The organism is Microbacterium sp. MM2322, from assembly GCF_964186585.1.
Taxonomy (GTDB): Bacteria; Actinomycetota; Actinomycetes; order Actinomycetales; family Microbacteriaceae; genus Microbacterium.
In genome coordinates, this window is sequence record NZ_OZ075067.1 from 1,864,028 (window position 1) to 1,875,325 (window position 11,298).

Here is an 11,298-nt window from a genome sequence, read left to right on the forward strand (position 1 = left end):
TGCGAGTGGCGCCCGGGTGACGCGGGCGAGGTCCCGATCGGGCCGGGAAACGCGGGGGCTTACCCGGCCCGAGTGGGACTTCGGGGCCGCGGGGACGGATGCCGCCCGCCCCGGCACGGTGGTCGGGGCGGACGGCGCTGACGTTCAGTAGCCGCTGAAGGCGTCGGTCGTGATCGACTTGGCCCGATCGAGCGCCGGGGTGAGCGTCGCGATCAACGCGGGCGGACCCGAGACGAACGCGTGGCGCTTCGCGATGTCGGGGACGTGGCGGAGGAGGCCCTCGGCGTCAAGGCGTGCGCCGCCGTTCCACGTCCAGCCGGCGGGCAGGTCGGCAGGTTCATCCTTCGTGACGACGATGACCGGGATGCCGGCAGCCTCCAGGTCGTCGCGGAAGGCGAGCTCGTCGCTCGCGGAGGCGACGTAGACGAACACGACGTCGCGACGCTCCTGCGTCAGGCGGATGTGGCGGAGGTGCGAGACGAACGGCGTCACGCCGATCCCCGCGGCGACCATGAGGACCGGGACGTCCGTGTTGCGCGGCAGTACGAAGTCGCCCCAGATGCCGGTGATCGCGAGCTCGTCTCCGGGTTCCACGGTCGCGATCGCCTTCTTGAAGCTCGACTGCGATCCTTCGCGCATCGCGATCTTGACGAGCGGCAACTCGGCCGGCGACGACAGGATGCTGAACTCGCGCCGCGTTCCGCGGGAGTCGGGCCGGGCGTGCGGGACCTCGATCTCGAGGTACTGCCCGGGTGTGAACTTCACCGGCCGTTCGGTACGGAAGCTGTACTCGCGGACGCTCGGGGTCACCGCGCTCCGCTCGACGATCGTGAGCCGCACCGCGGTGCGCATCGCGAACACGAAGGCGACGAGGTTGCCGATGAGCAGCGCACGCTCCTGACCGAGCGTGATCACCTCGAACGAGATCGGCCAGCCCACGAGCACGCCCACCACACCCGCGACGACGAACTGCTGCCAGCGACGGGGCGGGAGGGTAAGGGGCTCCGAGAGCATGAAGGCGCCGAGGAACAGGAACGGCGACGACAGAACGAGGCTCGAGAAGGTCATCGCGGGATCGAGCGTGAAGCCCGCCGCCTGCGCCTGCACGACGTTGCGGACGAGTCCGACCGCGATCGCGACGATGAGGAAGAGACCCACCACGCGCACCTTCTCGGTGCGGATGAGCACGGCGAGCCCGAGGAGGACGACCGGGATCGCCAGCGCGGGCGAACCGACCCACCAGGCCGAGGAGCCGAGGTCGGGCGCCCAGATGCTGATGATCGTCAGCGCGGTCGCCCCGACGGCCGCCGGGTTGAAGATGTGCCGACCCTGCCATGCGAGGACGTACTTCGACAGGGAGGCGATCGCACCGGCGACGACGAGACCGAGCAACGGCAACGGCTCCAGGCTCGGCCGCAGCACGAAGAGCAGGATCAGCGCCGTGATGACGGCCGACTCGATGCGCCACGGACGACGGACGATTCGCTGGACGACGGCATCCACCGCGGTGATCGACACCGCGAGGACGGCGAACGAGACGACGAGTTCGAGGGGAGCGATCGACACCGCGCCGGTGAACGAGAACACCAGGGCGATGACAGCGAGAGCGGATAGCGCCAGGAGGACGAGGCGATACATGGACAGGCGCCCGAGAACGCCGAGGAGGCGGTTCCAGGTGGCGCTGAGGGACGAGATCACGAGAACAACTCCGCTTCGCTGTGGGGGGACCATTCGACGGAGCCGTCGGTGCGCATGCGCACCCATTCGACTCCCCAGTCGGCGGCCAGCTGGGGGCCGCCATCGAAGAACAGCGCGGTGGCGACGGCATCCGCCGTCATGGCATCGCGCGCGACGGCCCAGGTGGCCGCATATCGGCGCACCGGCTCACCGGTGCGGGCGTCGAGGACGTGGTGGAGGCCATCGCCCCACGCGCGGCGGTTGACAGCGGAGGCGCAGAGGGCGGCATCCGTCACCGACCACACCCCGATCGCGAGCGAGGCGTCGTAAGGATGCTCCAGCGCGATGCGCTGCGTCACGCCGCGGACGGCGATGTCGCCGCCGGCGTCGACGACGGCGGGCCCCGCGGGGACGAGCGCGAGGACGAGATCCGCGAGACGGCCCTTGCCGAGCGCTCCGACATCGAGCACGGCGGGGTGGGCGAGGCTCAGAGTGTCGGTCGACCACGTCACGACGCGGCGCCAGTCCACGGGCGCAGCCACGGCCCCGCTGTCGACGAAGGAATAGTCGGCGTCGTACCCCCGGCGGGCGAGACTCTCCCCCACAAGGGGGTTCACGGCACCGGCAGTGGCGGTGTCGAGGGCCTCGTAGGCATCGAGCATGGCGACGGCGTCGGCAGGGGCTGGCGCCTCACCGCCTTCCTCCCCCAATCGACTCACGAGCGAGTCCGCGCGGAAGCGCGACCACGCGAGGTCGAACGCGCCGATGGCGTCCGTGATCACATCACGGACGCCATCGTCGAGGGGGGAGGCGGCATCGATCCGCCAGACAGTTCCGATCGCCTCGAACGCCCAGGAATGGACGAGGGGGGCGACCTGGATCATGATGCCGCTTCGGTCCGGATCTCCTTGACCGCGGCGTTGAATCCGCCGCTGGTGAGGGAGGAGCCGCCGACCTTGTCGACGGAGAGGTCGGCCAGCTTCTTGCCCACCGCCGCATCCTTGATCCCGCCGATGAACTCGCCCTGGTACTGGGTGGTCTCGCGGGCCTGCGGGTCGCCGGTCACCTCGACGTCGGTGACGACGTCGGAGGCGATCGTCAGGGTGACCTTGATCTTCTCGACGGTCTCGGGGGTCTGGTAGGTCCCCTCAGCCGTGTAGGTGCCGTCCTTGAACGGTCCGGAGCCCGATGAGGCGCCGCTGCCGGCGTCTGCGGACGCCGGCGGGTTCTGGGCCGAGCCGGCGGTGGTCTGGCCGGCACACCCGGCCAGAAGAGCGAGTCCGGCGACGGATGCAGCAGCTGCGCCGACGCGGATGGGCCGGGGTACGGCGGTAGTTCGGATCATGTGAGGTCCTCCTTGTGTCGTGCCCGCCCGGTGGGGAGCGCGGGGCGATGCTCTCAAGAGAACCCAGTCCTCACATGCCGATGCTTGCAGAACCCTATGTATCAGCTGGGGGCGAGCCGATCCCCTGGACGTATGTCCGGGAGATCGGTCAGGCGGCGCCGTCGAACATGCTCGTGACGGAGCCGTCTTCGAAGACCTCGCGGATCGCGCGGGCGAGAAGCGGTGCGATCGGGAGGATCGTGAGAGCCGGGAAACGCTTCTCGTCCGGAATCGGCACCGTATCGGTGACGACGACCTCGTCGATCGACGGGTCCTGCAGGCGTTCGACAGCGGGATCGCTGAAGATCGCGTGCGTGGCGGCGACGATGACGCGCTCGGCGCCGCTGGCCTTGAGCGCCTGCGCGGCCTTCACGATGGTGCCGCCGGTGTCGATCATGTCGTCGACCAGCAGGCAGACACGCCCCTCGACCTGACCGACGATCTCGTTGACCGTGACCTGGTTCGCGACATTGGGATCACGGCGCTTGTGGATGATCGCGAGGGGAGCGCCCAGACTGTCGGACCAGGTGTCGGCGACACGCACGCGGCCCGTGTCGGGAGAGACGACCGTGAGCTTCGCGCGGTCTTCGGGCGACAGCGTCCTCTCGAAGTGCTCGAGGAGGACCGGCTTGGCGAAGAGGTGGTCGACGGGCCCGTCGAAGAAGCCCTGGATCTGCGCGGCGTGCAGATCAACGCTCATGACCCGGTCGGCCCCCGCCGTCTTGAACAGGTCCGCGACGAGGCGAGCACTGATCGGCTCGCGACCGCGGCCCTTCTTGTCCTGCCGCGAGTACGGGAAGTACGGGGCGACGACGGTGATCCGCTTCGCGGACGCGCGCTTCGCGGCATCCAGCATGATCAGCGTCTCCATCAACCACTCGTTGACGGGCGGCCCGAAACTCTGGATGAGGAAGAAGTCGCATCCGCGGATGGACACCTCGAAACGAGTGAGGATCTCCCCCGAGGCGAACGTGCGGTGCTCGGTGGGCACCAGCTGCGTCCCGAGGGAGATAGCGACGTCTCCGGAGAGCTCTTCGTGCGAGCGGCCCGACGCGACGACGAGGCGCTTCTTGGTCTTGGCCACCAGTCCCGGCGCGATTCCGCGCTCGGTGTCGAGGTCAACCGTGTGCTGCTTCTTGCGACCCATCGCCAGCTTCCTGTGCGGACCGGGCGCGAGCGGCGGCTTCTGCCGCTCCCGTTCCCGGTCGATTGTTCTCGACCCACCCCGCGACGTTCCGCTGGGGGGCGATGCTGAGTGCGAGGGCGCCGGCCGGAACATCCTTGCGGATCACGGCTCCCGCACCCGTCTTCGCGCCCTCACCGATCCTAACGGGCGCGACGAACACGTTGTGCGAGCCGGCGTGGACCTCGTCGGCGATCTCGGTGCGGTGTTTGGTGATGTCGTCGTAGTTGGCGGTGATCGCCCCCGCGCCCAGGTTGACGTTTCGCCCGATCGACGTGTCGCCGATGTACGAGAGATGCGGCACCTTGCTGCCCTCGCCGATCGTCGAGTTCTTGGTCTCGACGAAGGTGCCGATCTTGCCGCGTGCGCCCAGTTCGGTGCCCGGGCGCACGTACGCGAAGGGTCCGACGGTGGCACGGGCACCGATGACGGCGAGCGTCGCGTCGGTGCGGGTGACGGTCGCACCGACTCCCACTTCGCAGTCGACCAGGCTCGTGTCGGGCCCGATCGTGGCGCCCTCGGCGACGGTCGTGGAACGCAGGATGTGGGTGTTCGGGAGCACGGTGACGTCGGGCGCGAGCGTTGCGGTCACGTCGATCCAGGTCGTCGCGGGATCGAGGACGGTGACGCCCTCGAGCTGCCACCGACGGACGGTGCGGGCGTTCAGCAAGCGGCCGACCTCGGACAGCTGCACCCGGTCGTTGACGCCGTAGGTCACCGTGACGTCCTTGGCGACGGATGCCGCGACCCGCCCGTCCGTGCGACGCACGAGCGCGACGATGTCGGTGAGGTACTTCTCGTTCTGGGCGTTGTCGTTTCCGACCTGCGGCAGATGCTCCCGGAGGATCGCGGCCGTGAAGACGTACATGCCGGCGTTGACCTCGGACACGGCTGCCTCGTCGGGCGAGGCATCCTTCTGTTCGACGATGCGGGCGACGCTGCCGTCGCTCTCGCGGATGATGCGGCCGTAACCGGTCGGGTCGTCCAGCACCGCCGTCATGAGCGTCGCCTCGGCCTGGGCAGCCCGGTGTCCCGCGACGAAAGCGTCGAGCGTATCGAAGTCGGCGAGCGGGCTGTCGCCGCTCAGGACGAGGACGTCGCCGTCGAAGCTGCCGAGCGCGTCGAGCGCGACCTCGACGGCGCGACCGGTGCCGGGAACCTCGTCCTGATCGACCACGACGACCTCGGGCGCGATGCCGAGGACGGCATCGGCGACCAGGTCGCGCTCGTGGCGGACGACGACGACGACGTGCGCGGGAGCGAGGTCGCGGGCGGTGTCGAGCACGTGGCCGACGAGCGGGCGTCCGCCGATGCGGTGCAGCACCTTGGGGAGGGAGGACTTCATCCGCGTTCCCTGGCCTGCGGCGAGGATGACGACGGCGAGGCGGGAGTCGAGCGCGTTCTCGGTCATGCTCCGCCGCCAGGATTCGAACCTAGACCTCACAGCTCCAAAGGCTGTCGTGCTGCCATTACACCACGGCGGACCGCGGCCGTCCGGGGTCCGGCAGCCGCCCGACAAGTCTGCCATGCGGTCGACGCTCCGCTCGCTCTGCGATGATGAGGAGATGGCCCCCGAACACGATGAGGTCGACCGGATCGTGAGCGCGTGGATCGCGCAGCGGCCCGATCTGGACTTCTCCCCCCTCGAGGTGCTCTCGCGCGTGGACCGGCTGTCCCGCCACCTCGATCGCGCCCGTCGGGAGGCGTTCCACCGCAGCGACCTGGAGCCGTGGGAGTGGGACGTCCTCTCCGCGCTTCGTCGCGCCGGCGAGCCGTACACGCTCAGCCCCAAGCAGTTGCTGCAACAGACACTCGTCTCGAGCGGCACCATGACGAATCGGATCGACCGGCTCGTCGAACGGCGCCTCGTCGTGCGTGCGGCGGATCCCGGCGACGGCCGAGGGGTGCTCGTGACCCTGACCGAGGAGGGGCGGAACCGCGTGGATGCCGCCATCACCCGATTGGTGGATGCCGAGGCGGAACTCCTCAGCCAATTGTCCCGAGCCGACCGCGACCGGCTCGCCGGGCTGCTGCGCAAGCTCAGCCTCGGCTTCGACGTCTGAGCCCGAGATGGCGATGCGCGCCCCCCTGCCCGTCCGCGACGGGGTCGGACCCACGCGGCTCCGCGTGCCGCGGACGGGTCCGTGGGCGACGATCGCGGACTATGTGACCGGGCGATTCGATCACATCGACCCGGAGATCCTTCTCAGCCGCTTCGACCGAGCCGAGGTCGTCGCGTTCGACGGCACGCCCCTCACGCGCGAGACCGCGCTGGGTGCCGAGGATTTCATCTGGTACTACCGGGAGCCCCCCGACGAACCCGACATCCCGTACGAGGTCACGGTGCGCCACGTCGATGACGACCTCCTCGTCGTCGACAAACCGCACTTCCTTCCGACGACTCCCGGAGGCGGATTCCTCCGCAACTCCGCGCTCGTGCGGCTCCGTCAGCGGTTCGACAATCCCGATCTCACGCCCATCCACCGCCTCGACCGCGCGACCGCCGGGCTCGTGATGTTCTCCGTCCGCCCGGCGACCCGTGGGGCGTACCAGAAGCTGTTCGCCGACCGCGTGGTCGACAAGGTCTACGAGGCGGTCACGTCGATCCCCGGGGCTGGGATGCCGGAGCTCCCCCTCACCGTGCGCTCGCATCTCACGAGCACACGTGGGAGCCTCCGCGCCGTCGTGCACGAGGACCGGGAGCCGAACGCTGAGACGCGCGTCGAGGCGATCCGCATCGGGGCGACAACCGCGCATCTGCGGCTGCACCCGCGGACCGGACGGATGCACCAGCTGCGCTCCCACCTCGCGGGGATCGGTCTCGGCATCCTGGGCGACCGCTTCTACCCCGACCTGCTCGACGAGGCACCGGACGACCCGGACCGCCCCCTGCAGCTGCTGGCACGCGAACTGCGCTTCGTCGACCCGCTGAGCGGGCGACCGCGCGAGTTCACGACCGGGCTGGAGTTGCGCGAAGCCGCTCGGGTCTGAGAGGTCAGGCGCCTCGGATCAGCTGAGCTGCTCGCTGAGCTCGAACCAGCGGTCCTCGGCCTCGGAGACCTCGGTCTCCATCGCCGTGATCCGCTGCATCTTCTCGCCGAGTCCCACGTAGTCGTTCTGATCGTGTTCAGCCAGCGCCGCCCGCGCGGTCGCGATCTGGTCGCTCAGCTTCCTGATGCGGCGCTCCAGGCTCGAGACCTCCTTCTCGGCCGTGCGGCGATCGGCTCCGGAGAGAGCGGATGCCGTCGGTGCCGCGGCATCCGTCGTCTGACCGACTCGGGCCGTCGCCCCGGTCGCCTGCGGGTGGGCTGCGCGGAGGCGGAGGTACTCCTCGATGCCGCCGGGGAGGTGGCGGAGCCCGCCGCCCATGACGGCGTACTGCTGGTCGGTCACGCGCTCCATGAAGTAGCGGTCGTGGGAGACGACGATGAGCGTGCCCGCCCAGGAGTCGAGGAGGTCCTCGATCGCGGCGAGCATGTCGGTGTCGAGGTCGTTCGTCGGCTCGTCGAGGATGAGGACGTTCGGCTGGTCGAGGAGGATCAGCAGTAGCTGGAGGCGGCGCTTCTGCCCGCCGGAGAGGTCCTTCACGGGAGTGGAGAGCTGGGCCGAGGCAAAGCCCATCCGCTCGAGGAGCTGACCCGGGGTGAGCTCCTGCGCCTTGGATCCGGCGCCGAACGTGTACGTCGTCCGGAGCCCCGACACGACGACGCGCACCGGCTCGTTCAGGTGCGGATCGAGCTCGTCCATGCGCTGCGTGAGGGTTGCGACCTTGACGGTCTTGCCGTGCTTCACCCGACCGCTCGTGGGTTGCACGGCGCCGGAGACGAGGCCGAGGAGCGTGGACTTGCCGGCGCCGTTGACGCCGAGGATGCCGGTGCGCTCCCCCGGTGCGATGCGCCACTCGACGTCGCGCAGGATCTCACGGCCGTCGTAGGCGACCCCCGCGTCGAGGAGGTCGACGACGTCCTTGCCGAGGCGGGCGACGGCGAGAGACTGCAGCGAGACGCGGTCGCGGATCTCGGGGACGTCGGCGATGAGCTCGTTCGCGGCATCGATGCGGAACTTCGGCTTGGTCGTCCGCGCGGGGGCGCCGCGGCGCAGCCACGCGAGCTCCTTGCGAGCGAGGTTCTGGCGACGCGCCTCGATGGTGGCGGCCTGCCGGTCGCGCTCGACGCGCTGCAGGATGTAGGCGGCGTACCCGCCGTCGAAGGGCTCGACGATGCGGTCGTGGACCTCCCACGTCTTCGTGCACACCTCGTCGAGGAACCACCGGTCGTGGGTGACGATCATGAGTGCGCCGGAGGACGCGGCCCAGCGACGCTTGAGGTGCTCGGCGAGCCACGAAATGCCCTCGACGTCGAGGTGGTTGGTGGGCTCATCGAGGGCGAGGACGTCCCAATCGCCGGCGAGCAACTGTGCGAGCGCGACGCGGCGGCGCTGGCCACCGGAGAGCGTGCCGATGGCGGCATCCCAGTCGAGGTCCGACAGCAGCCCCGACAGGACGTCGCGGATCCGGGGGTCGCGAGCCCACTCGTGCTCGGGGCCGTCGCCGACGACGGCGCGTCCGACGGTGAGGTCGTCGGGGAGGACGTCGGTCTGCTCGAGCACGCCGATCGTCACGCCACCGCGAACGGTCACGCGCCCCGAATCGGGTTCGCGTCGGCCCGCGAGCATCGCCATGAGACTCGACTTGCCGTCGCCGTTGCGTCCGACGATGCCGATGCGATCGCCTTCGTCGACGCCGAGCGAGACGCCCTCGAAGACGACTTTGGTCGGGTATTCCAGGTGCAGGGCTTCAGCCCCGAGAAGATGTGCCATCGTCTCCAGGCTACGCGGCGACCGGACACCCCCTGTGCCGCCGGTGAGGACCAGAGATCATCGACGCATCCAGATGCGCCGGAATGGCGGCGCGAAAGCGAGGACGGCGACGAGGACCGCCGCCGCAACCAGCGTGAACGACCCTGCCTCGGGCGCCCAGGGCGAATCGGCAGTGATGCCGAGTCCGACGACCAACCACGCACCGAGCGTCCCCACCGTCAGAAGGACTCCGATCGTCGTGGTCGCGGCGGCGCCGCGCGGCGAGACATTCCCGCGCAGGACCACCGCCACCGCGGCGACCGCGCACAGCATGACGAGCATCAGCCCGAGGAAGGCAACGCCGAAAAGCACCCCGACGCCATCGACCTCGCCGCTCTCGCCGTTGCTGTTTCCCCCGCCGAACAGCGTGCCGAGCTGGAAGAGCGTGATGACCTCGTCGTCCTTCTGGAAGGACCGGACGGTCACGAACGGGAGAAAGAGCGACACGATCAGCAGAGCCTCCGCGGCGAGCGCGGGCAACAGGAGCACGGCCTTCTCGACCGTCGCGATGCGTTCGTCGATGCGACGGAGCACACCTGTCAGGTTCGGATCCTCAGGCACTGTGTCCCCTCTCGATATCGGCACGGCCGACGCGCCGGTTGTGATGCGCGATGGCAAGGAAGCCGGCTACGGCCACCGCCAGGGGCAGCACCACGATCCAGGGGCCGTGCTGCGTGCTCAAGAGTACGGCCGAGAGCACGGACATGCCCGCGCCGATCGCCCGGGAGAGGATCGAGCCCCGAGGCACGACCTCCGTGTCACGGTTGCAGGGAACCGTCCGATCCGAATTGGCCCGGAGGGTCGCCCACAACGACCACACCAGCAAAGCGGCGCCGACGCCGAGGGCGACCCACCCGAGAATCACCACGATCAGTACCAGAAGCTCAGTCGGGGCGACGTGGTCGAGGCGAACACCCGCGCGATGCGGTGCGGGTCGTCGGTCTCGATCCGCCCGGCGCGGGCGAGAGTGACCGGCGAGACACCGCCGAGGATCATCGCCGACAGTTCGGCCACCCCCACGCGGACGAGCGGAATCCCGAGCGGAGGCTCATCGACGACGTCGACGCCGGGGGCTCCCCCGGCCGACAGGACGAAGGTGCCGTCGGCGATGCCGAGCGGGTCGGTCACTTCGAGCGCGATCACGTCGTCGACGTCGTACCGGCGTGCTTCGAGGGTCGCCGGGACATCGAGGATGCGGAGGTAGTGGTGATCCTTGGTGTGGATGCGGGCGGCCCGCTTGTTGTCGAGCATCCACCAGAGCGGCTCGTCGAGCGAAAGCTCGCTGGCGCGGACGGTCCCGACGAGGTCCAGGGACAGCAGGAACCGCCAGAGCCCGGCGTAGGCCGCATCCGTCGCCGCGACGACCCGCGAGACCGTCGCGGTCGAGGCGGACCAGTCGTCGTCGTCCTCGGCGATGCTGTAGATCGCGACGCCCTCGACCTCGCCTTCCGGAGAGCGGTACTGCACGACGCGCAGCTTGTCGGCCTTCTCGGCATCCGGTCGCGTTCCGAATGTACGGTCCCAGTGCCCGCCGGGCATGGCGATCTCGCCGGGAGTGGTCAGTCGGATGCGCTCGTGCAGCGCTGTCGCGGCATCCCGTCCCTGCTCGCGGGTGATGTAGTCGATGCGCCCCGGCGCCTCGGGTCCGACCCAGCCGGTGCGGCGGGTGGCGATCTCCCACGAGGTGGCGGCGACGGCGGGGGCGAAACCGAATCGGCCGTAGATCCCCGACTCGCTGACCGTGAGGCCCGCGATCGGGAAGCCGAGGGCGGCGGCCGTCCGCAGTTCGCCGCGCATGAGAGTGCTCAGGATGCCGCGGCGCCGGTGCGTCGGCGCGACGGTCACCGCGCTGATGGCGCACATCGGCACCGCCGCGTCGACCGCCAGGGTCACCTCGGTCCCCCACGACGCGAAGGTCGCGACGGGAACCTCCGCCTGCACTCCGGCGGGGTCGTACACGCCCACCTTGCGGCGGTAGCCGCTGCGCGCGAACGACTCGGTGTACTGCGTCTCGGTGGGCTCCCCGTCGAGGAACCCGCGCGCGACGGCATCCTGCCATCGATGCGCACCGTCGCGGTCGTCGTCACCCACGCGGGCGGCCCGGAGTCCGCGGGCCTCGAACGCCGCGGTCAGGTTCTCGTCGAGCGCGGCCGAATGGAACTGGTCAGCAAGAGAGCTCATTCCTCCAGGCTATGGG

11 protein-coding genes and 1 tRNA gene are annotated in these 11,298 nt (G+C 69.7%); 2 read left to right on the plus strand and 10 right to left on the minus strand.

What is annotated here, in order from left to right; translation table 11 throughout:
• Window positions 1-144: 144 nt before the first annotated feature.
• The 6 genes from ABQ271_RS09165 to ABQ271_RS09190 form a co-directional block, all read right to left on the minus strand.
• Window positions 145-1,698 (minus strand): FAD-binding oxidoreductase, encoded by a 1,554-nt coding sequence (locus ABQ271_RS09165; protein ID WP_349308466.1) that lies wholly within the window; start codon window positions 1,696-1,698, stop codon window positions 145-147.
• Complete coding sequence (locus ABQ271_RS09170) at window positions 1,695-2,561, minus strand: FAD:protein FMN transferase (RefSeq protein ID WP_349308467.1); 867 nt, start codon at window positions 2,559-2,561, stop codon at window positions 1,695-1,697. Before ABQ271_RS09170 ends, ABQ271_RS09165 begins: the two co-directional genes overlap by 4 nt.
• The gene (locus ABQ271_RS09175; protein ID WP_349308468.1) at window positions 2,558-3,022 is read right to left on the minus strand and encodes an FMN-binding protein; all 465 of its coding nucleotides are present in this window, start codon (window positions 3,020-3,022) and stop codon (window positions 2,558-2,560) included. The genes ABQ271_RS09170 and ABQ271_RS09175 overlap by 4 nt, the downstream gene beginning before the upstream one ends.
• A 148-nt stretch (window positions 3,023-3,170) precedes the next feature.
• Window positions 3,171-4,208, minus strand: a complete 1,038-nt coding sequence (locus tag ABQ271_RS09180) for a ribose-phosphate diphosphokinase (RefSeq protein WP_349308469.1) — start codon at window positions 4,206-4,208, stop codon at window positions 3,171-3,173.
• The gene (glmU, locus tag ABQ271_RS09185; RefSeq protein ID WP_349308470.1) at window positions 4,180-5,655 is read right to left on the minus strand and encodes a bifunctional UDP-N-acetylglucosamine diphosphorylase/glucosamine-1-phosphate N-acetyltransferase GlmU; all 1,476 of its coding nucleotides are present in this window, start codon (window positions 5,653-5,655) and stop codon (window positions 4,180-4,182) included. The genes ABQ271_RS09180 and glmU overlap by 29 nt, the downstream gene beginning before the upstream one ends.
• Before the next feature lies 1 nt (window position 5,656).
• Window positions 5,657-5,728: transfer RNA gene (locus ABQ271_RS09190), tRNA-Gln, on the minus strand.
• An 81-nt stretch (window positions 5,729-5,809) separates the two neighbouring features.
• Between ABQ271_RS09190 and ABQ271_RS09195 the strand changes: the two genes are divergently transcribed.
• Window positions 5,810-6,307 (plus strand): MarR family transcriptional regulator, encoded by a 498-nt coding sequence (locus ABQ271_RS09195; protein WP_349308471.1) that lies wholly within the window; start codon window positions 5,810-5,812, stop codon window positions 6,305-6,307.
• 13 nt (window positions 6,308-6,320) lie between these two features.
• Window positions 6,321-7,235 (plus strand): pseudouridine synthase, encoded by a 915-nt coding sequence (locus tag ABQ271_RS09200; protein ID WP_349310884.1) that lies wholly within the window; start codon window positions 6,321-6,323, stop codon window positions 7,233-7,235.
• A gap of 18 nt (window positions 7,236-7,253) precedes the next feature.
• Here ABQ271_RS09200 and ABQ271_RS09205 read toward each other — a convergent pair whose 3' ends face one another.
• The 4 genes from ABQ271_RS09205 to ABQ271_RS09220 are packed head-to-tail and all read right to left on the minus strand — an operon-like array spanning window position 7,254 to window position 11,282.
• Window positions 7,254-9,062, minus strand: a complete 1,809-nt coding sequence (locus ABQ271_RS09205; RefSeq protein WP_349308472.1) for an ABC-F family ATP-binding cassette domain-containing protein — start codon at window positions 9,060-9,062, stop codon at window positions 7,254-7,256.
• 57 nt (window positions 9,063-9,119) lie between these two features.
• The gene (locus ABQ271_RS09210; protein ID WP_349308473.1) at window positions 9,120-9,635 is read right to left on the minus strand and encodes a hypothetical protein; all 516 of its coding nucleotides are present in this window, start codon (window positions 9,633-9,635) and stop codon (window positions 9,120-9,122) included.
• A gap of 19 nt (window positions 9,636-9,654) precedes the next feature.
• A complete protein-coding gene (locus tag ABQ271_RS09215) occupies window positions 9,655-9,969 on the minus strand; it encodes a hypothetical protein (RefSeq protein WP_349308474.1) in 315 nt (104 codons plus the stop codon).
• Between the two features lie 2 nt (window positions 9,970-9,971).
• Window positions 9,972-11,282: a GNAT family N-acetyltransferase gene (locus ABQ271_RS09220; RefSeq protein WP_349308475.1), complete on the minus strand. Its 1,311-nt coding sequence runs from the start codon at window positions 11,280-11,282 to the stop codon at window positions 9,972-9,974.
• Between the last annotated feature and the right edge of the window lie 16 nt (window positions 11,283-11,298).